At 70.4% G+C, this 25942-nt stretch carries 30 protein-coding genes; 26 read left to right on the top strand and 4 right to left on the bottom strand.

Features of this window, described 5'->3' with window-relative positions; translation table 11 throughout:
- Positions 1-53 precede the first annotated feature (53 nt).
- The 6 genes from AB0F88_RS16725 (at position 54) to AB0F88_RS16700 (ending at position 7911) form a co-directional block, all read left to right on the top strand.
- Positions 54-3926: a hypothetical protein gene (locus AB0F88_RS16725; protein ID WP_362683794.1), complete on the top strand. Its 3873-nt coding sequence runs from the start codon at positions 54-56 to the stop codon at positions 3924-3926.
- 17 nt (positions 3927-3943) lie between these two features.
- Complete coding sequence (locus AB0F88_RS16720) at positions 3944-5269, top strand: hypothetical protein (RefSeq protein ID WP_362683791.1); 1326 nt, start codon at positions 3944-3946, stop codon at positions 5267-5269.
- Positions 5270-5272: 3 nt separating this feature from the next.
- A complete protein-coding gene (locus AB0F88_RS16715) occupies positions 5273-6322 on the top strand; it encodes a hypothetical protein (RefSeq protein WP_362683788.1) in 1050 nt (349 codons plus the stop codon).
- Positions 6323-6336: 14 nt separating this feature from the next.
- Positions 6337-6537: a hypothetical protein gene (locus AB0F88_RS16710; protein ID WP_362683785.1), complete on the top strand. Its 201-nt coding sequence runs from the start codon at positions 6337-6339 to the stop codon at positions 6535-6537.
- Between the two features lie 856 nt (positions 6538-7393).
- Positions 7394-7600 (top strand): hypothetical protein, encoded by a 207-nt coding sequence (locus AB0F88_RS16705; protein WP_362683782.1) that lies wholly within the window; start codon positions 7394-7396, stop codon positions 7598-7600.
- Between the two features lie 146 nt (positions 7601-7746).
- Entirely contained in the window at positions 7747-7911 is a 165-nt protein-coding gene (locus AB0F88_RS16700; protein WP_362683779.1) for a hypothetical protein, read from the top strand.
- 1 nt (position 7912) lies between these two features.
- On the opposite strand, the gene AB0F88_RS16695 is transcribed toward AB0F88_RS16700, so the two are convergent.
- Together AB0F88_RS16695 and AB0F88_RS16690 are read right to left on the bottom strand one after the other, a co-directional pair.
- Positions 7913-8110 carry a hypothetical protein gene (locus AB0F88_RS16695; RefSeq protein WP_362683776.1) on the bottom strand — a complete coding sequence of 66 codons (198 nt, stop codon included), beginning with the start codon at positions 8108-8110 and terminating at the stop codon, positions 7913-7915.
- On the bottom strand, positions 8107-8307 hold the full coding sequence (locus AB0F88_RS16690; protein WP_362683773.1) for a hypothetical protein: 201 nt from the start codon (positions 8305-8307) through the stop codon (positions 8107-8109). Before AB0F88_RS16690 ends, AB0F88_RS16695 begins: the two co-directional genes overlap by 4 nt.
- Before the next feature lie 309 nt (positions 8308-8616).
- On the opposite strand from AB0F88_RS16690, the gene AB0F88_RS16685 reads away from it, so the two are divergent.
- The 18 genes from AB0F88_RS16685 (at position 8617) to AB0F88_RS16600 (ending at position 20662) form a co-directional block, all read left to right on the top strand.
- Positions 8617-9561 (top strand): hypothetical protein, encoded by a 945-nt coding sequence (locus AB0F88_RS16685; protein WP_362683770.1) that lies wholly within the window; start codon positions 8617-8619, stop codon positions 9559-9561.
- Positions 9562-9582: 21 nt separating this feature from the next.
- A complete protein-coding gene (locus AB0F88_RS16680) occupies positions 9583-9912 on the top strand; it encodes a hypothetical protein (protein ID WP_362683767.1) in 330 nt (109 codons plus the stop codon).
- Between the two features lie 2 nt (positions 9913-9914).
- Positions 9915-10505 (top strand): hypothetical protein, encoded by a 591-nt coding sequence (locus tag AB0F88_RS16675; protein WP_362683764.1) that lies wholly within the window; start codon positions 9915-9917, stop codon positions 10503-10505.
- Positions 10505-10816, top strand: a complete 312-nt coding sequence (locus AB0F88_RS16670) for a hypothetical protein (RefSeq protein ID WP_362683761.1) — start codon at positions 10505-10507, stop codon at positions 10814-10816. The genes AB0F88_RS16675 and AB0F88_RS16670 overlap by 1 nt, the downstream gene beginning before the upstream one ends.
- Positions 10813-11151: a hypothetical protein gene (locus AB0F88_RS16665; RefSeq protein WP_362683758.1), complete on the top strand. Its 339-nt coding sequence runs from the start codon at positions 10813-10815 to the stop codon at positions 11149-11151. Before AB0F88_RS16670 ends, AB0F88_RS16665 begins: the two co-directional genes overlap by 4 nt.
- 649 nt (positions 11152-11800) lie before the next feature.
- Complete coding sequence (locus tag AB0F88_RS16660; RefSeq protein ID WP_362683755.1) at positions 11801-12583, top strand: peptidoglycan-binding domain-containing protein; 783 nt, start codon at positions 11801-11803, stop codon at positions 12581-12583.
- Entirely contained in the window at positions 12562-12840 is a 279-nt protein-coding gene (locus tag AB0F88_RS16655; protein WP_362683752.1) for a holin, read from the top strand. The genes AB0F88_RS16660 and AB0F88_RS16655 overlap by 22 nt, the downstream gene beginning before the upstream one ends.
- Positions 12841-13033: 193 nt before the next feature.
- On the top strand, positions 13034-13459 hold the full coding sequence (locus AB0F88_RS16650; protein WP_362683749.1) for a hypothetical protein: 426 nt from the start codon (positions 13034-13036) through the stop codon (positions 13457-13459).
- A 103-nt stretch (positions 13460-13562) separates the two neighbouring features.
- Complete coding sequence (locus tag AB0F88_RS16645) at positions 13563-15029, top strand: hypothetical protein (RefSeq protein ID WP_362683746.1); 1467 nt, start codon at positions 13563-13565, stop codon at positions 15027-15029.
- Positions 15026-16030 carry a hypothetical protein gene (locus tag AB0F88_RS16640; protein ID WP_362683743.1) on the top strand — a complete coding sequence of 335 codons (1005 nt, stop codon included), beginning with the start codon at positions 15026-15028 and terminating at the stop codon, positions 16028-16030. The genes AB0F88_RS16645 and AB0F88_RS16640 overlap by 4 nt, the downstream gene beginning before the upstream one ends.
- Before the next feature lie 4 nt (positions 16031-16034).
- A complete protein-coding gene (locus AB0F88_RS16635; RefSeq protein WP_362683741.1) occupies positions 16035-17108 on the top strand; it encodes a helix-turn-helix transcriptional regulator in 1074 nt (357 codons plus the stop codon).
- 445 nt (positions 17109-17553) lie between these two features.
- On the top strand, positions 17554-17835 hold the full coding sequence (locus AB0F88_RS16630; RefSeq protein WP_362683738.1) for a hypothetical protein: 282 nt from the start codon (positions 17554-17556) through the stop codon (positions 17833-17835).
- Positions 17832-18827 (top strand): hypothetical protein, encoded by a 996-nt coding sequence (locus AB0F88_RS16625; protein WP_362683735.1) that lies wholly within the window; start codon positions 17832-17834, stop codon positions 18825-18827. The genes AB0F88_RS16630 and AB0F88_RS16625 overlap by 4 nt, the downstream gene beginning before the upstream one ends.
- A gap of 3 nt (positions 18828-18830) precedes the next feature.
- Complete coding sequence (locus tag AB0F88_RS16620) at positions 18831-19199, top strand: hypothetical protein (RefSeq protein WP_362683732.1); 369 nt, start codon at positions 18831-18833, stop codon at positions 19197-19199.
- A 197-nt stretch (positions 19200-19396) separates the two neighbouring features.
- Positions 19397-19657, top strand: coding sequence for a hypothetical protein (locus AB0F88_RS16615; RefSeq protein WP_362683729.1), 261 nt, complete (start codon positions 19397-19399; stop codon positions 19655-19657).
- On the top strand, positions 19654-19863 hold the full coding sequence (locus AB0F88_RS16610; RefSeq protein ID WP_362683726.1) for a hypothetical protein: 210 nt from the start codon (positions 19654-19656) through the stop codon (positions 19861-19863). The genes AB0F88_RS16615 and AB0F88_RS16610 overlap by 4 nt, the downstream gene beginning before the upstream one ends.
- A complete protein-coding gene (locus AB0F88_RS16605) occupies positions 19860-20312 on the top strand; it encodes a hypothetical protein (protein ID WP_362683723.1) in 453 nt (150 codons plus the stop codon). Before AB0F88_RS16610 ends, AB0F88_RS16605 begins: the two co-directional genes overlap by 4 nt.
- A gap of 110 nt (positions 20313-20422) precedes the next feature.
- On the top strand, positions 20423-20662 hold the full coding sequence (locus AB0F88_RS16600; protein ID WP_362683720.1) for a hypothetical protein: 240 nt from the start codon (positions 20423-20425) through the stop codon (positions 20660-20662).
- A 109-nt stretch (positions 20663-20771) separates the two neighbouring features.
- Here the strand turns inward: AB0F88_RS16600 and AB0F88_RS16595 are convergent, their stop codons facing one another.
- Complete coding sequence (locus AB0F88_RS16595; RefSeq protein WP_362683717.1) at positions 20772-21716, bottom strand: hypothetical protein; 945 nt, start codon at positions 21714-21716, stop codon at positions 20772-20774.
- 239 nt (positions 21717-21955) lie between these two features.
- On the opposite strand from AB0F88_RS16595, the gene AB0F88_RS16590 reads away from it, so the two are divergent.
- Positions 21956-23032 (top strand): class I SAM-dependent methyltransferase, encoded by a 1077-nt coding sequence (locus AB0F88_RS16590; RefSeq protein WP_362683714.1) that lies wholly within the window; start codon positions 21956-21958, stop codon positions 23030-23032.
- Positions 23033-23064: 32 nt separating this feature from the next.
- Here the strand turns inward: AB0F88_RS16590 and AB0F88_RS16585 are convergent, their stop codons facing one another.
- Positions 23065-24102 (bottom strand): alcohol dehydrogenase catalytic domain-containing protein, encoded by a 1038-nt coding sequence (locus tag AB0F88_RS16585; RefSeq protein WP_362683711.1) that lies wholly within the window; start codon positions 24100-24102, stop codon positions 23065-23067.
- A gap of 394 nt (positions 24103-24496) precedes the next feature.
- Between AB0F88_RS16585 and AB0F88_RS16580 the strand changes: the two genes are divergently transcribed.
- Positions 24497-25930 (top strand): glutamate--cysteine ligase, encoded by a 1434-nt coding sequence (locus AB0F88_RS16580; RefSeq protein ID WP_362683708.1) that lies wholly within the window; start codon positions 24497-24499, stop codon positions 25928-25930.
- Positions 25931-25942 lie beyond the last annotated feature (12 nt).

Genomic DNA, 25942 nt, shown 5'->3' with positions numbered 1-25942 from the left:
TGTCGCTGTGCTGAGGGCCGGACACCATTGCCGTCCGGTAGGGGTGCCCGCCCATGGCCGCAGGTCAGCCGCTCTCGCGCGCCGAGGTGGAGCTGGTCCTCAACTTCGAGGGTCTGTCGGAGGAACTCCGCGAAGGTCTGGAGCGGCGCGTCAAGGCGGCGGCTGCGGTCGCGGCCAAGGAGCTGACCCGGGTCGAGAAGTCCGCCGCCGGGATCGGCACCGAAACGCAACGCTCAGCACGAACCGCTGAAACGGCCGTTCAGGGCGTGCAGCGCGGTGCGAAGATCGCCGCCGCTGAGCTCGACAAGACCGCGAAGGCCGCCGCGAGGGTCGGCGTCGAGGCGAAGAAGTCCAGCGACGACGCGGCCGACACGCTCAACCGCAAGCTGGTGCCCGCCGCGACGAAAGTGCGTGAGGCGCTCGCGAACATCGGCGAAGGAGGACGAACCCGAGGCGGCCTGCAAGGGCTGCTGCGTGACCTGGCGGGGCTGCCGCCGGCGTCGGCGCGGGCGGTGCGCGGCCTGACCTTCACCCGGCAGGCGATCATCTCGACCATCGCGGCCGCCGCCGGGCTGGCGCCCGCGTTCGCCGCCGCCGGCGCCGGGGCGGGCGCGTTCGGCCTGTTCGCGGTCCCGACGATCACGAAGGTGATCAAGGCGCAGACGGAGATGGCCGACGAGTGGGCGTCCCTCACCGACGACCAGAAGATCGCCGCGGTGTCGACGTCCGCCCTGGTCGACGAGTACAAGGCGTTGTCGGCGTCGCTCGCCCCGGACACGCTGCGCGTCTACAACGCCGCCTTGGCCGAGACGCGGGAGCTGCTGCCCGAGCTGGTGCCGCTGGCCCGCGCCACCGCGACCGAGCTGGCCGACGCGGTGGCCACCCTCGGCGACGGCTTCGATTCGGACCGCGCGCAGGAGTTCTTCTCCTTCCTGGAGCGCTCGGCTCCCGGCGCGATCAGCGGCATCGTGTCGATCGTGCAAGACGGCGGGGCGGCGGCCGCGGCGCTGCTGCAGGCCCTCGCCCCGCTCGCCCCCGTCCTGGGCGGTGTGGTCGCCGGGACGCTGCAGCTGGTGACCGCCGTCTCCGAGCTGTCGCCGGAGCTGGTGCAGCTGCTGGTGACGACGGTCGCGCTGCGCGGCCCGATCACCGCCCTCGGCAGTCTCTTCACCACCGGGGTGGGAAAGGTCAAGGCGTACTCGCGGGAGACGAAGGGCGCCTCGCTGGCCTCCAAGGTGCTCACCGCCGCCGCGGCGGCCGGGCCGAACATCTACCTCGCCGGCGCCGCCGCGCTCGGCATCTTCGCGATCTCCCTGGCGACGGCGAAGACGCGTGGCGAGGAGCTGGTCGACGCGATCCAGGCCAGCAACCTGGCGGTGCGCAACAACGTCGACGGCTACCGGAACGCCAACAGGGTGCTGGCCGGTGAGCTCGCCCCGACCGAGGCCGCGATCGGCCGGGCGCTGCAAGGGGTGAACCGCGACCTGAACGCCAACACGGTCGCCCTGGCCCAGGCGGCGCTGGCCCAGCGTGGCCTGTCCAGCGTGAACGTCGCCGCCGCGCAGGCGATGGAGCAGAACCGGGCGGCGCTGACCAACATCGACGCCGGAGCCCGCGCCGTCGCCGCCGCCTACGGCATCACCACGGGGCAGGCGATCGCCTTGGCGGACGCGGTCGGCGTCGACCTGTCCCAAGGCGTCACCCGAAGCGGCACCCTGACGGCGGCGGCCGCCGGGAAGTTCGCCGCCTACCAGGCCGCGGTGCAGGCGGCGCAGAACCCGACGCTCGCGATCCAGACGGCGTTCGCGAACACCGCCAACGAAGCCCTGAACCTGACCGACCGGGTCAAAGCGTTGCAGTCGGCGTTTGATCTGACGATCAACCCGAGCTTGGCGCTGTACACGGCGACGACCCGGGTCCGTGACGCCTTCGCGGCCGCCAACACGGTGCTGGCCCAAGGCAACACCACTTCGCAGGCGCGACGCACCGCCCTGCAGAACCTGATCACCACGTTGCGGGATCAGGCCAACGCCGAGTTCGCCGCGAACCAGTCCGTCGACAAGACCAGTGCGGCGTTCCGCAACCAGCTGCCTACCCTGACCGGGCTGGCCGGCAAGAGTCGGGAAAGCCGGACACTCATCAACGAACTGGCCGGAGCGCTGTCCGGGGCGAGAACCGCTGCCCAAAACGCGCGTAACGCGATAGGTGGTCTCGGCGGTACAGCCGGCGAGGCGAAGATCGGCCTGGGGGAGGCGGCCCGGCAGGCGGGCGTGCTGGACAAGCGAGCCCAGGGGGCGGCGGGGCATGTCGCCAACCTGGCCACCCAGGCGCAGACCGCCGGTAACTCCTCCAGCACCGCCGCGCCGAAGGTCGACGACCTGGCCAACAGCATCCGGGGCCTGAAGTCCAGGAGCGTCACCATCCGGGCCAACACCGCTCCCGCGCAGACGGCTGTCCAGTCGTTCATCCGCGATACCAGCGGCAGGGTCGTCGACGTGATACTGCGGATCGGCAAGACCACCGCCACGGCGGGGGCGACGGGCGGCATGGCCGAGGAGCTGAAGCCTCGCGTGTTCCCGCCGGGCTTCGCCGCTGGCGGCAAGCTCCGCGGCCCGGGCACCGGCACCAGCGACTCGATCATCGCTCGCCTGTCGACCGGCGAGTTCGTCGTCAACGCCAAGGCGACCAAACGCTACGAGGCCCTGCTGCGGGCGATCAACAGCAACAAGTTCGCCACCGGCGGCAAGGTCGGCGACAGCCTGCCCCGGTTCGCGACCGGCGGCCTGGCCCGCGGACGCAACCCGGTGATCGATCTGGGGGCGCTGCTCGGCACCGACCTGGCGCGCGGCCTGGCCCGCTCGCAGCGCGCGATCGACGCCGAACTCGGCAAGGTCAGCAAGGCGGTGAAGGAGAAGCTCGCCGACATCAACCGGTCGGTGGGCGCCGACTTCGTCCGCAACCTGGTCTCCGCCAGCCCTGAGGAGATCTCCCGCCAGCTGCGCGACCTGCAACGGCAGATCAGCGCCGCCCTGAAGAAGACCGACACCCGGATCGATAACCTGCTGGTCGCCCGGCTGACCACGCTGAACGCGGCGCTGGGCAAGCTCGCGGCCGAACGGGACCGGCTGGCGGCCACGGTGGAGAAGGCGACCCAGACCGCGGCCGATGTCACCGAGCGGGCCCGCTCCTCGGCCGCGCTGTCGACCCTCACCGAGGAGGAGCGGACCACCCCCCAGACCATCGCGGCGGGCCTCCGCAGCCGCTTGAAAGCGATCAACACGTTTCAGGACGACATCGCGCGGCTGCAGCGGCGCGGCGCCGACAAGTCGCTGATCGAGCAGCTCGTCACCGGCGGCCCCGACCAGTCCGGGCAGCTCGCCGCCAGCCTCGCCCGCGCGTCGACCACTACCCTGCGGGAGATCAACGGCCTGCAGAGGCGCATCAACGCCGACAGCAGATTCCTCGGTCAAGAAAGCGCTGACTTCCTGTTCGACTCCGGAGTCAACGCCGGCCGGGGTTTCCTCGCGGGCCTGAAATCGCAGCAGAAAGAGATCACCGCGCTGATGACGGCGATCGCCAAGAGCGTGTCGACGACCATCCGCAAAGAACTGAAGATCAAAAGCCCGTCGAGGCGGCTACGCGCCGACGGCCGCGACACCGGCCGCGGCTACCTGCTCGGCCTACAGGACGTGGCGCCGCAGATCGAGCGGGCCGCCCGCCAGATGGTCGCCCCCGTCCCCTCCGCCCGCACCGCCCCGTTCCGGCCCGCCCGCGACACCGCCGCCGCCGGGCAGACCGCGGCCCGCGCGCAGGGCGGCTCCTCGGTGCGCGACGTGACGTTCAACAACACCTACACCCAGGTCATGGCCACCGCCCCCGACATCTGGGCCGAGCAGGAACGCCAGCTCACCGAGGCATTGCGATAGGAGAAGGGACACCTCTCATGGCATCCACCGACTGGCTCTGCTTTTCCGGCGTCGAGCTGGCCAACAGCGCCCGGGTGTACGCCTACAGCCAGGCCGGCCTCGCCCCCAAGCACGCCAGCGTCCGCGACTGCGGCTGCGAGGGCCTGCCCGCCGCGCTGGGAGACGAGCCGTATACGCTGCCCGACGTCGACGACGCCCCCTGGTACGACCCGGCGGAACCCTCCTCAACGGACTTCGCGGGCTTCCTGTGCACCGACATCGAGGACATGGAGTCGGCGCCGGTCTCCCGGGCGGTGACCAACCGGCTCGGCGACGGCGCGGTGATCGGCCGCCGACGGCTGGGCGCCCGCACGATCACCGTGACCGGCATGCTGATCGGCCGCACCTCCTGCGCGGTCGACTACGGCCACCGGTGGCTCTCCAGCGTCCTGCAAGGCGCCCTGGCGTGCGGCCCCGCCTCCTGCGGCGGCGACGACCTGGAGTTCATGACATGTTGCCCCACCCAGCCGCTCGCACCCGGGGAATGCTGCCCCGGCCCCTGCACGGGGCCGACGTGCGCCCAAGGCGTGTTCCGGACGCTGCGCGACGTCGCCCTCACCAGCAAGGTGAAGAAGCTCCGCAGCATCACTGGCTGCGGCTGCTGCCCGGGGGAGCTGCGCGAGGTCACCTTCGAGCTCACGGCCGGACGCCCGCACGTGCTACGCCCCGCGGTGACCGTGGCCGAAGCCGTCGCCTGGCCGCCGGAAACGCCCGACGACGAATGCGTCCAATGGTCGACCGGCCCCGGATGCCTGGACGAGGCCGGCGAATGCGCCGCCCAGCAGCCGCAGCCGTGCCCGCTGGATCCGAACTGCCCGCCGCCGACCCTGCCCGACCTGCCCCTGCCCGCCAACCCGTGCCTGTGCGAGCCGTTCACCAGACGCCAGCTGTGCATCGCGGTGCCGCAAGGCGCGGCACCGATCTGGGCCGACCTGGTGCCGCTGGTGGAGATCTACTCCGGGTCCGCCCTCCTGCGCGGCATCCGCATCCGGTTCTACCCCAACCCGTTCGGCGCCGCCTTCGCCGACCTGGACCCCTGCGCCTGGTGCAGCGAAATCAACATCTCCTACCTGCCCGCCTCGGCCAAGCTCACCTTGGACTCGACCCGCCGCACCGTGCTCGTGCAGTGCCCGGGCCGGGCCGACACCCCCGCCGAGGACATCGTGTCCGGGCCGCAGGGCCGCCCCTTGAGCTGGCCGACGCTGGAATGCGGCATCCCCTACCTGGTGTGCGTCAGCGCCGACTCCACGACGATCGCCGCCGACGCGACCGTCACGCTGCGCACCGTCGTAAGAGAGGTGTGAGGCATGGGCTCGCTCGGCTGCCCCGAGACGTACACGGTCGCGATCGCCGACCGCACCGGCGGCCGCGAGTACGGTTCCGTCGAACCGTCCGCGCTCGACTGGTCCCGCATCCTCGACGACACCTCCGACGCGTCGGTCACCGTCCCCTACCAGGGGGCGGAGTGCTGCGCGCTGCTCGGCAAGACCCGCACCTGGTGCAACTCGCTGATCTTCTACCGGGACCAGCAACGGGTCTGGGAAGGACCGGTCACGCGCATCACCCACCGCGGCGAGGACACCGTGCTGAGCGCCCGCGACGTCACCCAGTGGCTGTTCCGCCGCAAGATCCGCGCCCTGCTCGACTACACCGGCACCAACAAGGCCGACCTCGCCGTCATCGCCCGGCTGCTCGTCGAACACGGCTTCGGCCCCGACGACCCGAACGTGCTCGCCTACCTGTGGGTGTCGGCCTCCGGAATCGTCGGGGAACGCAAGTACGCGGCCAACTCTGGCTACGTTCTGGACCACCTGCGCGAACTCGCGAGAACCGGCGTCGACTTCACCGTGCTGGGCCGGCGCATCATCCTGACCGGGGAGGGGCCGCTGGGTCGGCTTCCCGGCCTGACCGACGAGCACTTCGCCGGCCCCCTCAACGTGATCGAGGACGGCCTTTCGGCGATCACCCACGCGACCGTCATCGGCAAGGGCGTCATGGCCGACTCAGGCGGTGTCGGCGCGTGCGGGCTGCTGGAGTACCTCGCCTCCGAGGAGGAGATCCAGGACGTCGCCTCCGCCCGAGCCGAAGCGAACGCCCTGGTCGGCGCCGGTGAACCGGCGCCCGTCTTCGTCGAGGTGCCCGACGACGCGCAGCTGGCGCCCGAGGCGCCGGTCGGCATCGGCGACCTGATCCCGGGCGTCGTCGTGCCGGTCACCTCCACGGCCACGTGCCGTACGATCGCCGCCGACCTGCGGCTGCTGCGCGTCCGCGTGACCTACACCGAGGCCGACGGCGAGAAGGTCGGCATCACGCTGGCGCCGCTCGGCGTCGACACCGCAGCGACCGCCGCCGTATAGACGAAGGAGACACCATGGCGAGAGTGCAGACGCGGCCACGCACACCCGCCCAGGTCCTGCGCGACCTGGACGACCGGCTACGCGTCCTGGAGCACCGCACCAGCGTGGTCGTGGGCGTGGCCCCGGACGCGTTCGTTCTCGAGGTCGACGCCTCCGGGCGGTTGACCGCCCGGCACGCCATAACGGGCACCGTCACCATCGTCGCCCTGCCGTAACGCGCCGCCCCGCCTGCGATCGGGCTTTCTTCAGTGGCGTCGAAGATGAAACAAGCAGGTCACAGACACCTCTGCGAAAAGGCGCCTGTGACCTGCTTTTATGTTGTGCCGCAACCACCCCCCCTGTTATTCCGAGGGGCCGGTGGCGGTGGGATTTCTCCCGGGGACGCGGGGGGTTCTACGCCCTGTGCGGGCGGCTCCTCCTCAACGTCGACCTGCGCTTTTTTGCTCCAGCGGATGGAGATACCAAGAATGAGGATCTTGAACTCGAACCGTTCCACGTCGTTGTTCAGCGCCTGCGTGTTGACCGCACGTGCTCCGAAGAAGACAACGATCAGGAGGAGGGCGAGTGGAAAGACTCCCCAAGGGGCTGCCGCCTGGAGCGAGCTCCAGAGGCCAGCCATTCGGTATCTACATCACGAACGGAATGCCCGTCAGATGATCGGTCACCCTGTTCCCTTTCTTGTCGCAGCTGTATGTGTCGTATCTGCATGCCCAGATTCAACTCCGATGTCAGCTCTTCAGGGTTGTCTCTGGCTCTCGGGGACATGGATTAACGTGTTTGCCTCGCTTCTCGGTCTACTACTTCGGACATTCGATCGAGAAGGGCGTTCTTTGATAATTTGTTTGCCTATGTACAAGCATGCCTCGCGTTGTCCTTGTGCGCGCGAAGCATTGGACGTTTTTTTCTTATGTTGTGGTTCGGCTGGTGTCGTCGAACTGTTCCCGGCGACGCTGAGCCGCCGTACCAGGGGGAGTTGTCGCTCCGCAGACGTAATCAAGCCATCACAAATAGCGATCTTGGTAGGGTTGACCTGTGGATACACACGGTCTACGCGTTGATGGCTGCCGAAGGGTGCATCACCCCACCACGAGCCGTGACCACCGCGGCGAGGACCTTCCCGCTCTGGCCTGCAACACCGGAATCGCCGGCTGGGACGTGAGCCGCCTGCACGTCACCCACGACCCTGTCGACTGCCGGCGCTGTCTGCGCCTGGTCGGCGCCGCCCCTCCGCCGGACCATATGGAAGTTCTGACCCTGTTCGACGCAGACGCGGCGTAGCGTGACGCTGTGACCGACTTCCGTGATCGCCCGACTAACGAGGCCGACGGCGTAGCCATGCTCGTCGACGCTTACCGGCGGTGGGCCACGATGCCTCCCGCGGACGTCTCCGTGGACCGCCGCGACGCCTACATGGCGATGGGGGCTTGCAGCTGCTGCAGCGTCACCCGGCTCTCGATCCGGAGATGAAGGCCAACTTCGAGCGGGTTGGCCGGCTCCTGCAGGTCGCCGTGTGCGACGATCCTCAGCTGTACGTCATGGCCGAAACGGGCTGGGACGCCCAGCACGACGTCGAAGAACGGGAACCCTGATCTAGGGCAGCTGCTCCTGCTGCGGGCCGATCGCCACCGGCGTGGTCCGCGCCGTGTCGCGCTGCGCCTCCAACTGCACGCATCGGAAGGCGAGCGCCGCGATCAGGAGATCCGGTAGCGCTGGCTTGAGCCCGTCGCCGAAGACGAGCTCCCCGAAGCCGTTGATCAGGGCGGCGAACATCACGATCAGCGGGATCACCGCAGGTGTGCTTCCTGCTCGGTGGCCGTCCCCTCGTCGAGGCCACCCTGCGAGACCGGCGGCATCCACCAGTTCGGTGACGTCGACACGCCCGCGTCGTGGGTGCGGCGCGGCCGCAGCAGGAACAGGGCCAGGCCGGCGGTGCTCAACATGCTGGCCAGTGCCAGAGCGGCCCAGCTGATAGGGGAGAGGTTCACGCGCCGATGGTAGGACGCCGACCCGTCCCGGAATGCTGGGATCAGGTAAAGGACGCGAGGAACTGTCCTCGCGCCACGCCCGCACCGCTGGGGACCTCCAAGGCGGCCGGCGGCGGGGGAAGTGAAGACGCCTGCCCGGTCCGAGGGCAGCGGTTCAGGAGAGCACGCGGACGTCCCGGTACGCTGGCCGTGATGCTGCTGGCGTGAGGGCCGGGCCTACCTGCGGATATGTGCGGGGTGGTCACGATAGCCCGGTGCGGGTGTGCCTCCAGCTGTTCCTGCCTGATCTCTCCCGGCGCGGGTGTCACCGTGACCGGCAACGGCAGCACGGCCAACCCTTACGTCGTGTCCGCGACGGGGACGACGGACTGCGAGGCGATCCAGGACTGCGTGGGCGCAGCCCTCGGCCCCGGCCTGGTCTACAACGACGCCGGCAACCAGATCCGCGCGAGGATCTCCGGCGATGCGGGCAACGCCATGGTGTTCGGCGGCGACGGCGGCCTGTACGCGGCTGGCGGCGGAGGCGGCGGCGGGGGTCTGACCACGGTCGCCGTGCAGGACACCCCCTGCATCAACCTGGGCGGCCTGGGCACGGTGCCGCAGCCGCTGACGGCGACGCCCACCCTCAACCCGGCCGTCGGCAACCTCTTGGCGTGCACCGCGACCGGGTTGCAGGTGCTGCTGACGGTGGGCGCCTGCGGGCTGCAGGGGGCGGGCACGGCCGCGTCGCCGCTCGCGGCGAAGGTCTCGGCCTGGCCGTACGCGTGCCCGGTCGACGCGAACGCCGGCGCCGTCTACTGCGACAGCACCGGCGCGTTGCGTTCGGAGCCGCGCGGCAAAGCGGAGTACTTCACCACCAGCGCCAACCAGACCTACGCGAACGTGGCCGTCCCGGCGACGACCGCGACCGGTGGGGCGACGATCGAGACGCGGTCGCTGTCGGTGACCAACCCGGACGCGTGTCGGCCCGCGCTGGCCATCACGATGACCGAACTCGACGTCGACTTCATCATTCCCGCAGGTGGTCGCGCCGGAATGTTCATGTACGGCGATGAGACGTATCGGTTTGAAAATCGCGGTTCGGCGACGGTGAGCAACGTGCACACCCAGACGACCAAGGTGGTGGGCAACACCATCATTCCGCCGGGCGGCACCCAGAACATCGACCTTGTGATCGGGCTGGGCTTCGGGTTGGGCGGCGCCACCTATAACAGAATCCAATCTTTCATCCGCGCCGTGCTGATCGCGCTGTAGCCGAAAGGGAGGTCAGACAGGATGGACAACACGACGCAGTCGGCTCCGTTCGTCGGGGACCGCGCCGCGCTGGAGCACGTCCGCTACTTCCGCACCGCCACCGGCAGCGTGGGGGAGGTCGCCGAGTCCGCTCCCGGCATCTCGTCGCTGCCCGCCGACGCCGTGGAGATCACCGCTGAGGAGTACCGGCGGGTGCGCGACGGCTTGGAGGCCAGCACAGAACGGCTGCTGGCCGACCTGCTGGCCGCCGACGTCGAGCGGATGCGCGGCGACTACGAGGCGCTGCTGGCCGCCGGGATCCCCGCCGGTACCGCCAGCAGGTTGACCGGCTACACCGCGCCGGAGGGATGACGATGCCGCAGGTATGTGTGGGCCCGGAGTTCATGGTCGACCCGAACGGCAGGCTCCGCCTGGACCTGTGCGGTGGTCCCGCCGAGCAGGCGTGGCCCTACTCCTGCCCCACCTCGCAGAACCCGCTGCGGGTCGATCCGACCTGCGGGCTGTGGGTGCCGCCGTACCCGAAGGCGGGGCGGGCGTCGGCGTCCGGGTCGACCGGCGGTGCCCTGGTCACCGTCCCGGCCGGGTTCACCGAGGTCGCCCAGGCCGAGATCGAGGTGCAGAACCCTTCCGACTGCTACGCGGCGATCGTCGTGCAGTGGATCCAGGTCGACATCGACTTCTACCTGCCGGCGGGGTCGGACTCGCGCGCGGGCTTTCGCATCAACGGCAACTCGGTGCTGGCGACGGAGAATCCGGCACCGGCCGGGGGCACGCAGGAGACCGGCGTCCACTGGGAGCTTCACCAGACGCTGGTGTCCGGCACGATCCCCGCGGGCGGCACCAACACGTTCACCAGCCCGATCGATGTCGGCTCCGGTCAGGGCGGCGCCCAGTACGGCGAGATCAGGTGGCAGATGAGGGTTCTAGCGCTGGCGGGACTGTGATGATCACGAAGTTTTTCCGGCTGGGCGACGGAACGCTGATCTCCCGCTCCCTGCAGGTGGAGGGCTCGTATGCGATGACGCTGCGGGTGCCGCCCGATGCGCAGGAGATCTCCGCCGAGCAGGCCGAGGAGATCCGGGCCGGTCACGCCGCGCAGGTGAAGGCGTGGGTGGCCGAGCAGGACGCGAAGGTCAACGAGGTACGGCGGGCCGACTACGACGCGCTGCTCACGCTCGGGGCTCCGGAGGCGACCGCGCGCCGCCTGACGGGCTACCGGGGTCCGGCCGGCAGTCCGGCGGATCGGCCGACATGAGCGATGACGTGCCGTCCCTCGCGGAGGTGATGCGCCGTCTCGGGGACGTGCGCACCGACATCCGCGACGACCTGGCGGACCTGCGGGAACGCCAGGAGCGGGAGTGGGCGGCCGTCTCGGTTCGGCTGGACCAGCTGGTGACGCGTGACCGCTACGAGGCGGAACGCGTCGCGATGCTGGATCGCATCTCCAAGCTGGAGGTGGCCGTCGAGCGGGCGGCGGAGCGGCGCGGCCTGGACTGGCGCCAGTTCATGTTCTCCGGACTCATCCCGGCGGCGATCTTCCTGTGCGGGGTGCTGGTCCAGATTTTCATGGCGCGGGGAGGCGCTCCGTGATCGGCCACAGGAGCCGTCTGGCGCGGTGGGGTCGGACGGCTCTCGTCGTCGGAACGCTGGCGGTCGTGCTCGGCCTGTTCATCGCCGTGTCGGTGCAGCTCGCGGCACTGCGCGAGGACCTGGAGCGGGCGCAGTCCGACCGCGAGGTCCTCGGCGACCAGGTGACTGAGCTGGGAGGTGTGCCGGCGGTGAACGTGCCGTCCGGGCCGCAGGGGGAGCGGGGCTCAGCCGGACCCCCGGGCGGTCAAGGGCCATCCGGCCCGTCCGGCCCGCCCGGTCTGCCTGGGGGGCGCGGCCGAGACGGCCGCCACGGCGAGGAAGGCCCCGCCGGGCCAGCAGGGCCCGTGGGGCCGCCCGGCCCTGCAGGACCTGTGGGGCCAGGCGGCCCGGCTGGTCCCGAGGGGCCGCCCGGCCCGCCGGGGCCGCCGGGGCCGCCAGGACCCGCCGGGCCGGAAGGGCCTCCCGGCCCCGCAGCGTCGCCGCCGGGTGGCCCGGTGGAAGACGGCGAAGGGTGAGCGTTCATCCGCTTCGGGCGCCGTACCGCACCGGCCGGTACGGCAGGCGACGTGAAGCAAGAGCTCCGGCGGCCGCGCCGGAGCAAGCAGGCCGCGCGCCGTCGCGCGGCCCGATCCTCAAGGGGGAGACGCCGATGGTGCAGCTGGTGGACCGCGACCAGTGGGGGGCACGCTCTCCGAAGGGCATGACGGTGCTGCAGAGCCGCCCGAAAGGCGTGAAGATCCACTTCGTGGGGGATCGTGTCGACCCGGCCATCGTGAACAGCCACGGCAAATGCCTGGCCTTGGCCAAAAGCATTCAGAAACACCACATGGACACGAACCTGTGGGGGGACATCGGCTACACGGGTCTGGCCTGCCCGCATCGGCAGCTGCTGCTCGGGCGAGGTCCTGGCCTGCTGCCGGCCGCCAACGGTAACGGTCTCAACAGCGACCACTACGCGATCATGGCGATGGTGGGCACCTCTGGCCTGGTCGTCCCGCCCGACGACATGCTGCACGGCCTGGTCGACGCCATCCACTGGCTGCGCCGCCTGCCGGCGAAGGAAAAGCCATGCGGGCAGGAAGTCCTCGGCCACCGCGACGGCTGGGACACCGACTGTCCCGGCGAGTGGCTGTACGCGTGGCTCCAGCGCGGCTGCCCGCGGCCCGACGGTGGCGCGCCGCCTGCGCCGGGCGCCGACATGCCGCCCTGGCCCGGCCGCGTCCTGGAGTACCCGCCGGCGGCAGTCGGCGACGACGTGCTCACCTGGCAGAAGCAGATGCGCCGCCGCGGCTGGCCCATCACCGTGGACGGCTCCTACGGGTCGCAGTCTCGTGACATCGCCCGCCAGTTTCAGATGGAGAAGGGGCTGCGCACCAGCGGCAAGGTGGGCCGCGACGACTGGGAAGCGGCGTGGCTGGCGCCGATCACGTAGGTAGGCACCGCCGCTCGGGGAAGGGCGGGATCTGGTCGCGGGTGTGGTGGCGCGACGCGCTGGAGAGAGCGGTGCGGGCGGGCGCGGCCGCCGCGGTGACCGGGATCGGCGCCGACCAGGTCGGCGCGGTGCACATGTCGACGCTGCGGGCGGTGCCTCTGCTCGCCGGCGGGGGAGCGCTGGTGTCGCTGCTGCTGTCGCTGGCCGCGGCCGGCACCGGTGACGCCGAGTCGGCGTCGTTCACCGAAGAGCCGTGAAACGGGCGAAGGGCTGGCCGTCGAGTGGCCAGCCCTTCTTCGCTCCCCCGTGGAAGGGAAGCCTGCGCCCGTGAGCGCCCAGCTGTTGAAGAGTACCGCGTTACGTGTTCTTTACCATCACTGTTGGGGAAAAGTTGCAGAGAGTTTCCTGACGGGTGTAGGGTAAGACTTGCATGGTAGGGGAGGTGAAGAAGTGACTGAAGCGCCCGAAAACCTGCCCGACCTGGTCGGACAGCCCGATCTCGCCAAGATGCTTGGAACGTCCATCAACACGATCCACTCATGGCGAGCTCGGGAGGACTACGGCAAGCTACGTAAAGCTGATGTCGTCGTCTCGGGCACCCCGTTCTGGTTGAAGCAGCACTGGACCCATCCGGACAAGCCGGTGCCGACGCTCCCGCCGCTGGTGGGCGTCAAGGAAGTGGCCGCGATGTTCGACGTGGAGCCCGACACCGTGACCATCTGGTTCCAGCGTGACAACGGCGCTCCACGAGAGAACGTCAAGATCGGGCGAACCCGGATCTGGACGATCCCTCCCTGGGAGGAGTTCGCCCGCCGGACCGGCCGGCCGATCAACGCGTCCGTTGTGAAAAGCCTTAAACAGGTAAACCAGCAGTAAGCACCGCCGTTCGTCCCAGCCAGGGGCGAACTCTAGCTTTGACCTGTATGGGAACGGTCGAGCAAGGTTCCCGCCCAGCTTCCCCGTGGAAAGGAAACGCCAAGTGATCCTTCAAACGCGCCCGCCGACCTGCGTGGTGCCCTACCCGACCCTCCTGATCGAAGGACCCGCAGACTCCGGCAAGACGTGGATGTGGGCGCAGCTCACCGCCTCCCCGCTGGTCGGCCGCAGTCTGCTGCTGGACCTCGGCGACGGCCGAGGCGACGAGTACGGCGACGCCATCACCGGAACCCCCACCTACGAACTCATCGACCACGACGGCACCTGGTCGTCGATCATCGGCCAGGTGGAGGCCGCGCACGCCGAGGCGGCCCGCGCGCACGCCGCCGGGGAAAAGCCCGTCGCGTTGTGCGTCGACAGCGGCTCGCGCATCTGGGACATGCTCAAGTCGTGGGGCAACGCCCGCGCCAAGGGGTCGATCAAGCACCAGAGGTTGCTGGCCTGGGATCCGAACGCCGACATCCGCATCCCCAACAACATCTGGGACGACGTCCACGCCCGGCACAGCCAGCTCCTCGACCTGCTCACGACCTTCCCCGGCATCGTGGTGATCACAGCGCGCGGCCGAGAAATGTGGATCACCGAGGACAGCGCCGACCCCGTCCCGAAGACGGCCAGCTACAAGGTCGACTGTCACCGTGACCTGACCCACGCTGCGACCGTGTGGATCCGCCTGAGCCTCGACGGCCCGCCGACGATCATCGGGGCGCAGTCGAAGTACCTGCACATCACCTACGGCTCCGACGAAGCCCGGGTCGTTCCCGACCTGAACTTGGCCGACCTGATCTTCAAGACGTTGCGGGTCTCCGCCGACAGTCAGCCCCGCCCCCTGGTGCGCCTCGGCCAGGAGCGGCTGCCCGAGGCGATCCGCGACGACGCGCTGGCCACCGTCGACCGCGAGCACCTGCAGCGGCTCCTGACCGAAGCCGCCCACCCGGCGCACCGGGGCATCACGGTCGACAACGAGTACGGGGCCGAGGAGACCCTGACCGAGCTGATCACCCGCCGTATCCGGGCGGTGGCCGGCCAGGGGGGCGCCGACGGCGCCGAGTACGCCGCCCCAGACGGTGTCGCGGCCGCGCCGGTCCGCGCGGTCGCCCAGCCCGGCCCCGGCGGGCAGGTGATCCAGGCAACCGCAGAACGGTCAGCCATCCCACCCACACCGCCCGCCCCGCCGGACCCGGTTGAGCCCGCCGCCCCGGAGGCGGCACCGGATCCGGCCGCGCCGCTCGACGAGGCGACCCTGCTGGTGCTGCAGCGCATGCTCGCCGACTGCGGCGTCACCACCCCCGATCAGCGGCACGTCGTCCTGCAGATCCTCACCGGTAAGCGGCTGACCAACAGCCGCAGCCTGACCACCGCGATGGGCGCCGACCTCATCGTGATGCTCGCCCCGGTGATCACGGCGGCTGCGCCGAACGAGGCGCTGCGCACCCTGATGCAGGCCCGCGTCGCCGCCAGCATGACCGCCCAGAACCCCGCCCCCGCCCAGGAAAGGCCCGCCGCATGAGCCGCCGCACCCCCAACAAGAAGATCACCCGCAAGAGCCGCGTCTGGAAGAAGGGCATGGGGCCGGGCACCTACGACTTCGGCAAGGGCGAGTTCACCCCGGCCGCCCCCACGGAGGCCGACCCGCCCGAGGCCGCACCGGAGCCGACCACCCGCATCCACGGCGTGCCCGGCCGCGACGAACCTGTGGTTTTCACCGGCGACGACGCCCTGCCCGGCTTCGACAACCTGTCCTTCCAGGAACTCGCCCAGCTCGCGGGCATGGCCGGGGTGCCGACACCACCGGGCACCGGCGAAGTCCTTGAGGGAGTGGTCCTCAAGGAGGAGGTCGCCGCCGCCAAGAAACTGCTGGCCGAGGCTGAGGAGCGCGGCGAGAGCGCCCTGGACCTGGCTCACGCCTACGCCTACCTCGACCAGGTGCACAAGGCGATCGGCCGTCACGTCAAGCGCACCCGAGAGCACGCCGAGAGGCTGTTCGCCGCCGCCCAGCTGGTGCACGGCATGAAGTCGCTCGACGTGATGGCCGACGACGGCGGCCCGGCCGTGGCGACCATCCACATCCAAGAGCCCACGCCGCAGATCACCTGGAACATGGAGGCGGTGGTGGCGTTCTGCGAGCAGCACGCCACCACCGAGCTGTGCCAGCAGGTTCTGCCCGGCGCCTTCTCCCTGCCCGACGTCGTGGCCTACATCGCCATGACCCACCCCGACTACGTGCAGACCCACGTGCAGGAGGCGTACCTGACGCGCCTGCAGTCCGAGATCGACGAGCAGGGCCGTAAGGCCGACCCGATGACGGGGGAGCTGGTGCAGCTCGCCACCATCACCCCAGGCAAACGCAAGGGCGCGTTCATCACCCGCTACGCCACGGCGAAGAACGGCCGTCCGAACGGCAAGGAGCGGATCGAGGCCATGTACCGGGCAGGCGCGATGGGCGACGTCCTGGCGCTCGGCCCCGCACCGGAACCCGACCCGGACGAGCCCGCCGCCCAGGAGGATTGAGCAGATGGGAACGATCCATCCTCTGGTCGCCGAGCTCGACGCGGTCCGCGTCGAGCTCGGCGTCCCCGCCGAGGACGTGGCCAAGGCCGTCGGCGTCGCCGTTGAGGAGATCAGCTGGTGGGCGAGTGGTCTGCGCATGCCGTCACTGGGGCAGGTCATCGCCTACGGGACGGCCATCGGCCGGCAGATCGACTTCCTCGGCGACGCAGCTCCGGCCGCCCCCGAGGAGGGGGCCGAAGCCGAGACGAGGGACGTCGCCTGGCTGATGGCCGTGCTGGATGCCCGCTGCGCGGCGTTGAACATCTCCCAGCGTCGCCTCGCGACGATCCTCGGCGTGGGCCACTGCACGATCCGACGGTGGACGCGCACCGCTTCGTCGCCGTCGCTGGTCAACTTCACCGCCTACACCCACGCGGTCGGCTGGGCTGTGGGTCTTCGGCAGGGGCCTCCTCCGAAAGTCAAGGCCGTAGCCATGGCCGCCGGCGCCGAAGGAGATCACGTCACGGCGGCCAAGGTGCGTCGGCTGCCGCACCGGCTGATCGTCATGCTGGAGGCCATCCGGATCGAACAAAACCTGCCGAGGTCCGCGATTCCGCAGCTGTCGTCGAACGCCGTGAAGAAGACCTCGCTGCAGCAGTGGGTGAGCGGGTTCGTCACCCCGAGGCTGGATGACCTGGCTGCCTACGCGCGCACGCTCGGCTGTGACCTGGACATTGTGCGGCCCGCGGAGGCGGAGGTGGCGCCGCAGGTGCGCCGCCGCCGTGACATCCTGCAGCAGATCGAGGTGGAGCGGGGCGCTCGGGAGATGCAGGTGGGGGGCGGGCCCTCTTACGCGGACGGCACCGGCTCCCCGTGGCAGGAGATGGCCGACGAGGCGTTTCGCCACGACATCGAAGCCGGCCGGGCCAATCAGCTCACCTGGGCACTGCGAACCCAATCCGTGCTGGGCCGGGTGCTGCGCAGCGACAATCCGCCTGAGCTACGCGCCGAACTGGTGAAGGCGGCCGCGGTACTGGTCGCCTGGCTGGAAGACCTCGATACCCGCGACGGCCAGGAGGAGGACAACGAAAACGCGTGAGAGCTTCGGCCGGAAACGCGCTGGGGTGATCTGACCGCCTGCTCGGAAGGACGCACGCCGCAGGCGTGAGGCCAGCTGGGGCATGGATTGAGAACCTCTGGCGGTAGATGGCAAACGATCGTTACTGTTCCCCCACGGCTTCCGCTGCGACAGCCCAGCAGCGTTACCAGCGGAAGCCGCGCAAGTGCCCGGAAAAGATGAAGGGCCGGGGTCCGCCTGCCAGCGGTCCGGCCCTGTATACGACCTAAGTCGAGGAGGTCGTGGTGTTGCGCATCACTGTACCCATACAGGTCTCGGCCGCACAGGCGATCGGGGGTCGCATACCCGCACAAAACCCGAGCCTGATTCAGCTCGCTTCTTGGCGGCCCCGCGCCTGCCAGACCACGCTTTTAGTGCTTTCGTCGCTCGTGCGGAGGGCTCGCGTGTCGGTACCGGGGAGGTGCCGGTGAGGAGCGAAGGACCGCTGCCCGCGGCGTGGCTGGCCGATCCGCAGTTGACCATGGAGCAGCTGCTGATGCTCGGTTACCTGGCCGGGTTTCCCGAGGGCCACCTGCACGCCTGGGAGGCGATCGCGAGCGGCATGCCCTACCACCGGCGTGACGAGGCGCTGCGGCTGATCCTCGCGCTCGCCAGCCTCGGCTACGCGGTGATCACATCGCCGGATCCGGTGGCGTTCACCCTGTGCCCTCGCGGGATCGTCGCTCCTCGGCGATCGGCTGACGAGTGAGCGACAACAACGAGCGTTTCAGCGTTGCTCTGGCGTCCAAAGACCCGTTCGGAATGATCTATTTCGAGGTTCTTGACGATGATCGTCTGGACCGCAACGCGAAGGACGCCTATGTGTGCCTGGTGCGGTGCGCCGACTACTACGACAGGACGCTGGAGGAACTGACGCGCGCCGACATAGCCGCCGTGATGGGCATGTCGGTCGACTCCTTCGACCGCGGTCTCAAGAAGCTCGTCGCGTGCGGGTACGTCGAAGTGCTGGTGCGCTTCCAGTCCGGTACGAAGTCGCGCGCCCCCTCCGGATACGTGCTCTACGACTCCAAGCTGGCCCGCCTGGAAAGGGATATCAGGGAGAAGTCGGACGCGACTGCGAAGAGTGCGCCTGTGGATAACCTCCCCCAGGTAAGTCGCGCCAAGCTCCAAGACGAGGTAAAAACCGCAGGTCAAGGTGGCCGCACAGAGCGGCCACCACAGAACGGGCATAGTGGGGCCCTGGCCGCAGGGAGCGGCAACCCTTGCCGCTCACAGCGGCCACCCTTGCCGCAGGGAGCGGTAGCTATTCCTTATAGAGGTTTTAAAGGGAGGGGGGAAACCCCCCTCCCTTCCCTCCCCACGCCAGAGGACCTCGCTGTGGACGAGGAGGAGGGGGAGGAGATCATGGAGTTGGTCGCAGACCTTCGCCGCCTGCGCCCCGACTGGTCGACGCGGTCGATCGTCCGCACCCTGACCGACGCCTCGGTGGTCGAGCGGCCGTGGTGGATCGTCCGGCACGCGGCCCTCGCGCTCGCCCGCGATCCGGTCACGCAGTTCCCGGGCCGTCTGCTCCACGACGGGCCGTGGTGGCACGCCGCCACCCAGGCCACCGACCGGCCGCCGGTCATCCCCTGGTGCGGTACCTGCTCCGACCCGATCCGCCGTCGCGTCGAAGACGCCGAAGCCCGCGACCTCGGTCCCTGCCCCTGCTGCCACTTCTCCATCCGCAAAGGCGCCTGACTGGTGGAGCCCAACAGCCGGGAGAAGATCCCGTGCAAGTACTGCGGCACGCTGATCTTCTTCGCGGTGACGCGCAACGGCGAGCGGCAGCCGCTGGACATCACACCCGACCCGGTCCGCGGCAGCGTCGCCGCCTACCGCCGGGGCGTGCGGCTGTGGTGGTGCCGCTCCCTGCTCGCCGCCGCCGACGACGGCGAGCATCCGGCGCACCCGCTGGAGAAGCGGTTCGTCCCGCATCACACGACCTGCGGCAGCCGCGCCCCCTCCGCGCAGTTGACCATTCCCGGCCTGAACGACGAGCCGCCGGCCCCGCCTCCGGTGGCGCCGCCGAGGCCCGACAACGTCATCCCGTTCCGGCGGCGCCGCCCCTGAAATGCCCTGCTCGCCGCGCCCGCCGAACGACCACCCCACCCCCGTCTTAGGAATCGACAAAGTAAAGGAGCCTTTGCCGTACAGCGCGTGACATCACAAGAAGATCGCCGTTGGACCAGGTCACAGCACAAAACGTCAAGGATGAACCGGCGAGCCGTACTGGCACATCCACGGGACGACCTCGCTAAATTCGGCCCATGAGCAGCCGTTCCTCCTGGGCCGTGAGCCCCGACGCCATCACCGAGGTGATCCCGCGTATCCCCGCGCCATCCCCGCACAACACCGCCCCCATCCCGATACTTCAGCCGATGGCGATCGCCCTCCCCGAGTCGGTGCCTCTCGCGGCGATCCCGTTCCGGCCCTGGCGAATCATCTGGTGCGCGCTCAGCTGGGGCCACTTCTGGTGGCCAGGCGCCGTGCGCTGCCTGGACTGCGGCTGGGAGCGGAGGCGCGCATGAACGGCGCCGCACCTCCGAACACCGCGCTGTGCATGCCGGACGGATTCGACGTCCGGCTGCGGCACTGCGGGCAGCCGATGACGGAGCGCGGCATCCGCGTGACCTGGACCGGCAAGCCGGGCCAGGGCGAGGAGCTGTCGGACCACAGGTTCACCTGCTCGCACTGCCCGGTAGCGGTGACCATCTCGGTGCGGCAACCCTCGTGACCGGCTCACTGCTGCAGGGCCGGCCATGGCCCGAGGACCGGGACGAGCCCACCCACGGGCACCGCGAACGGGGCCTGTTCCTGCCGCCCGGCTGCTCGGTCGTCGTGCGGCACTGCGGGCAGCCGATGGAGCATCAGACCAGCGCGATGCAGTGGACCATGCGCCGGAACGGGGGCGGGGGACCTGGGCCGGGGCAGTCGCAGCATCTGTTCGCCTGCCCGGCCTGCGGGGGGAGAGCCGCCGTCAAGCTGGACGTGCCCGACTCGGTGTGGACGTTCCAGAAGCCCGACGGCAGGGGCGACGCCTCGCCGCCACGGCGGGCGGCCGCGCGGCGAGCCGCGATCGCCGAGTGGGACCGGCGGGTGCGCGAGCAGGTGTCGGCGGCGCCGGACGCGCACGCGATGGCCATCGCCGACGCGGTCGTGGCCGCGCTCGAGGAACTGGAGTGAGCGGCTTCCCGGCCGCGACGCGGCTGGCGATCCGTTCCCGGTCGATGGGGATCTGCGAGGCGTGCGGTCGGCGGCCGGCGACGCAGCAGCACCATCGGGATCCGCGGGGGATGGGCGGTGATCCTCGGAGGATCACGAACTGCCCGTGCAACGGGCTGGACCTGGACGACGTGTGCCACGCATGGATCGAACAGAATCGAACGATCGCGCGGAAGCTGGGGCTGCTGCTGGGGCCGGGGGAGGACCCGTGCACGGAGCCGGTGTTGCTGCGGGCGGCGTACGGGCCGGGCTGGTACCGGCTGGACGCGGACGGTGGCGCGGTGTGGGCGGGGTCGATGCCCTGGTTGTGATCGTCGGAGTAGGGGAGACCCGGTTCTCGAATTCGAGGGCCGGGTCTCGCTTTTCAGTCGCCTTTTCGTCCATGTCCGATCGGTTGATATGAGTATGTCCGCTGAATAATTACACGAGGGTAGTAGTGGCACACCTATATGAGGGGTTAATAATCGTGCAGTCCACCGACTCCTCCTCGGTCAGCCGGGTCCCGGCCGCCGCCTCGCCGCCCTCGTCGCCCTCGCCTGAACCGCCGATCCGCAGCGGGGCGCGGTAGAGGCCCGTGTTGCGGGCGACCGCGTCGATGCCGGAGAACTCCGTGCCGAGGTAGAGCACCTCCCCGCCCGGCAGGGCGACGGGATGCTCGGCGGAGCCGTCGCTGCGCACCGCGAGGATCGGGGCACCCCCGCCGGACGGGACCGCGTACACGTCCGTGTGCAGGCTCTCGCCGTCGAGGTCACGGGGGGCCGAGACCAGCACGTGCTCGCCGTCTCGCGTCCAGGCGGGGGACTCCACGTCGTAGGGTCCCTCGGTCAGCCGTACCGGCCGCGGGACGTCGGCGAGGGCGTTGACCACGAACAGGCTCTGCGGCCGGTCGAAGGTGAAGCCGACCCCCTCGGTCCGGTGGCGCAGTCCGGTGATCCGGCGGGGTGCCTCGGCCGCGGCGCCCACCCCCTCCTCGGTGCCGTACCGGCCGGGCTCGGCGACCCGGGCGACGAACGCGATCCGGCGCGAGTCCGGCGCCCAGGCCGGGACGCCCGCGCCCAGCGGCAGATCGGTGATCGGTCTCGCCTCGCCGCCGCCGGTGGGCATCACGTACAGCTGCGGGGCGCCGTCACCGTCACCGCCTGCGCGCAGGAAGGCGACCCGGGCGCCGTCGGGGGAGATGCGCGGCGCGCTGTCGCGCTCGCCGAAGGAGAACCGGACGGGCGGACCGTCCGGCGGCACCCGCCACAGGCTTCCCCGGTAGGCGTCGGCCTCCAGGTCGGGCCGGGCCACGTCGACGAGGAGGAGGTCGTCGTGGAGCGTGACACTGCCGGGGACATCGAGCAGGGCGAGGTCTTCTGGGCGCATGGTCAACCACGCTATCACCCCTTTAGTCATTAATAAGGTTATTTAAAGTGCTATGTCGGTTTTAGTGTAGATGGTATACATGCTGCTTTCTGTCCTTTTCGATAAAGGGAATTTCCTGTCCGGCCTCGTGGAATACCTGAAGGCGCCGATACGAAACAGCGGTTGAGTCATCGATGGGGTCGTGTCACTTTTGATAGGAACCCTCCTTTTGAGAAGGTTCTGGTGAAAGGATGGCCGTGGTGTCCGTCAAACGAACGCTCTCGCGGGTCGTGTACGGCTCCCGCTACGACCGGGTCCCCTGGGGGCAGCGGGTTTATGTCCGCCCCGGGGAAAGGCTCGCCCGCGAGATCCAGTGGCGCCTGAGAATTCGCCGGGCCCCCGTCATGAGGTTCCAGGACTACCGGGAACGGACGCTCCTGGGGGAGATCGAGGAATTCGTCACCTGCCACCTGTGCGGGGAGACGCGCCAGCAGCCGATGTTCCAGCCGGCCGGCGACAGGCGGGGGTGGAGTTACCGGGTGGTGCGCTGCCCGGCGTGCGGGTTCCTCTACCGCAACCCCAACATCCGGCCCGACCGGCTGGGCGACCTGTACGCCACCGGCTACAGCGGATTCCTGACCGGGAAGTACGCGGCCAACCGGCAGCGGCGCTACCGGCTGACGATGGACGCCTTCGGCCCTGTCTTCTCCTCGGGGCAGGGGCGCAGGCTGCTCGACTTCGGCTGCGGCACCGGCCTCTTCCTGCAGCTCGCCGAGCAGCGAGGCTTCGACGCGGTCGGGATCGACCTCTCACCCGACTCCGTGGCCGCCGCCAACGAGCGCCTCACCGCCGGCGCGAGGGCCCACCTCGGGGCCCCCGAGGACGTCCCGGAGGTCGCCGCGGGGGGCTTCGACGTGATCACCCTCTGGTCGGTCCTGGCCCACCTGCCCCGCCCGCTCGACGACTTCAGGCGCTTCCGGGCCCTGCTCGCCCCCGGCGGGGTGCTGCTCGTCCTCACCGTGAACGCCGCGTCCCTGCAGCTCAAGGCGTACGGCAGCGGCTGGAACGGCTTCACGAGGAACCACCTGATGTTCTACTCGGCCGAGACCGTACCGGCCCTGCTGCGCCGCACCGGATTCGCCGGGGTGGCCTTCGCCCCGTTCTACGGCGACACCGTCGAGGCGAACACCACCAGGCTGCCGGAGCCGCTGAGCCGGCGCCTGCGCCGCAACGTCGAGATCAGCGACGGGGGGAACATGCTCAGGGCCCTGGCCTTCGCCGACGACGAGGCCGTCGGCAGGTGGGGCGCGAACCTCCAGGTCCGCCGCCTGACCTGATCCACCGGAGGACCGAGGGCCCGGTGGACCCGTCAGCGCCGGGACGGCAGGATCATCGTGACCCCGGGAACGGAGCCGATCGAGGCGAGCGCGGCTCCCGCCTCGTCCAGGCCGATGGAGCGGGTGACCAGCGCGTCCGGACTCAGGGTGCCGCCGGCGACGGCCTCCAGCATCGCCGGGTAGGCGTGGGCGGCCATGCCGTGGCTGCCGAGGAGTTCGAGCTCGTAGCCGATCACCCGGCCCATCGGGAGCGGGGTGAGCCCGGGCAGCAGGCCGATCTGGACGTGGCGTCCTCGGCGGCGCAGGCTCTCGATCGACGCCACGCACGTTTCGGGACCGCCGAGGGCGTCGATGGAGACGTGGGCGCCGCCCGAGGTCAGCTCCCTGACGCGCGCGGCGACCTCGGCCTCCGGCGGTTCGGCGCCGACGCAGGCGACGGCGCCGAACCGCCGGGCCAGCTCCAGGGCGCCCGCCGAGACGTCCACGGCGATCACCCGGGCCCCGGCCGCGGCGGCGATCATGACGGCGGACAGCCCCACGCCGCCGCAGCCGTGCACGGCCACCCACTCGTCCGGCCGCACCCGGCCCACGGCGGTCACGGCGCGGTACGAGGTAGCGAAGCGGCAGCCCAGGCCGGCGGCGGTGGCGAAGGCCATCTCCTCGGGGAGCCGCACCAGGTTCACGTCCGCGTGGTGGACGGCCACGTACTCGGCGAATGAGCCCCAGTGGGTGAACCCCGGCTGGGTCTGGCGCTCGCAGACCTGCTGATCACCGGACAGGCAGGCCGCGCAGGACCCGCAGGCGCAGACGAACGGGACGGTCACGCGGTCGCCGGGCCGCCACGAGGCGACACCGGAGCCCACCGCCTCGACGATCCCGGCGAGCTCGTGCCCCGGCACGTGAGGAAGGACCCGGATGTCGGGGTCGTGGCCCTGCCAGCCGTGCCAGTCGCTCCGGCACAGCCCGGTGGCCTCCACGCGGATCACCGCTCCGCCGGGCGGAGGCTCGGGGGCGGGCACCTCCCGGACCTCCGGCTCGGCCCCGAAGGCGTCGAAGACCACCGCTCGCATCCGCGCACACTCCCTCGCCCCGGCCTCCGGCCCTTTCCGCCGGCAGGCCTGTCTGGCCGGTGAGCCTATTCGGTCGGCGAGCAGGTCCGCCCGAGCCGGTCTGTTCGGTGAGCCTGTCTGGCCGGTGAGCCCGTTCGATCGGTGGGCCGTTCCGACCGCCCGGCCAAAGATCCGCGGATCCGTTCCTCCGGCCGCGGATCCGCTCCTCCGGCGGGAGATCCGCAGACCCGCTCAACCCGGTCGGGGACCCGCCCGGCCGGGCGGGTCCGGGCCGCCTCGGAGGCCGTACGACCTCCGGCAACGCCGCGCGCGCCGCCGGTGGCGGTGCGTTCTGATTAGAACGGGCACCCTGGGAGAGAGGGAGGGCACAAGGGTCAACGGATCGGACGGTGTGATGGGGCAGAAAGTCGACAAGGACCGCTACTCCGAGGCGGAGTTCCTCCGTTTCAGGGCGAAACTGGCGGAGCAGCTCGACACCCTCCGCGAGGTGCTCGCGAGGCCGGGCTTCGGCGCCGGTCCCGCGACCATCGGGGCCGAGCTGGAGATGTTCCTGATAACCCCCGAGGGGCGGCCGCTTCCCCGTAACCACGAGGTGCGGGACGCCGCGGCCGACGACCGGCTCACGCTGGAGCTGGGCAGGTTCAACCTGGAGGCCAACCTGACCCCGCTGCCGATCGCCGGGCGGCCGTTCAGCGCCCTGGTGCGCGAGATGCGGGAGATCATGGCCGTGGTGGACGCGGCGGCCGCCACGCAGGGCGGGCAGGCGGTGGCGATCGGGATCCTGCCGTCGCTGAGCGAGTTCGACTTCACCCACGAGGCGCTGAGCGGCGAGGGCCGCTACCGGGCGCTGGCCAGGGGCATGCGGCGGCTGCGCACGGAGCCGTTCCGGGTGCGCGTCGAGGGCGTCGAGCTGCTGGAGCTGGAGGTCGAGGGGGTGATCCTGGAGAGCGCCAACACCTCCTGGCAGGTCCATCTCCGCACGACCCCCGCCGACTTCGCCCGCGTCTACAACGCCGCCCAGCTGGCCATCGGCCCGGTCCTCGCGGTCAGCGGGAACTCTCCCGGCTTCCTGGGCAGGCGGCTGTGGGAGGAGACGAGGATCGCGCTGTTCGAGGAGGCCGCCGACGACCGGGACGTGGAGCGGCTCGACCGCAGGGACCGCCGGGTGGGGTTCGGTTCCGGCTGGGTGCGGAGCATCGAGGAGATGTTCGAGACGTCCGTCCGCGACTACGAGCCGGTGCTGCCGATGACCTCGGTGGTGCGGGAGGCGCCGGGCGGCGTCCCCGAGCTGGCCGAGCTCCGGCTGCACCAGGGCACCGTGTGGCAGTGGAACCGGCCGGTCTACGACCCCGGTGACGGCGGCCACCTGCGGGTGGAGATGCGCGCCCTGCCCGCGGGGCCGAGCGCGCCGGACATGGCGGCCAACAGCGCGTTCCTGCTCGGGCTGACCGCCGCCCTGGCCGTCCGGCCGGTGGAGGAGTTCCCCTTCGCCGGGGCCTACCGCAACTTCTACCGCGCCGCGATCCACGGCCTGGACGCGCCGATGAGCTGGCCGGGCCTGAGCGAGGAGATGCCGGCCGAGCGGCTCGCCCTGGATCTGCTCCCGGTCGCCGAGGCCGGGCTCGACAGGATGGGCGTGGACCCGGAGGAGACCAGGTGGGCGCTGGACATCGTGCGGGAACGCGTCACCCGCCGCCGTACCGGCGCGATCTGGCAGCGGGAGGCGCTGGCCCGCGAGGGCGGCGACCAGGCCGCGGCGGCGCGCGTGGTGAGCCGGTACCGGGAGCTGTCGCTGGCCGGGGAGCCCGTCCACACCTGGCCTTTTTAACTACAAAAGGGA

Origin of the sequence: Streptosporangium sp. NPDC023963, assembly GCF_040639135.1 — a bacterium.
In the GTDB taxonomy this organism is placed as follows: Bacteria; Actinomycetota; Actinomycetes; order Streptosporangiales; family Streptosporangiaceae; genus Streptosporangium.
The sequence above is the reverse complement of the archived record's forward strand: the minus strand, read 5'-3'. Positions and strand labels throughout refer to the sequence as shown.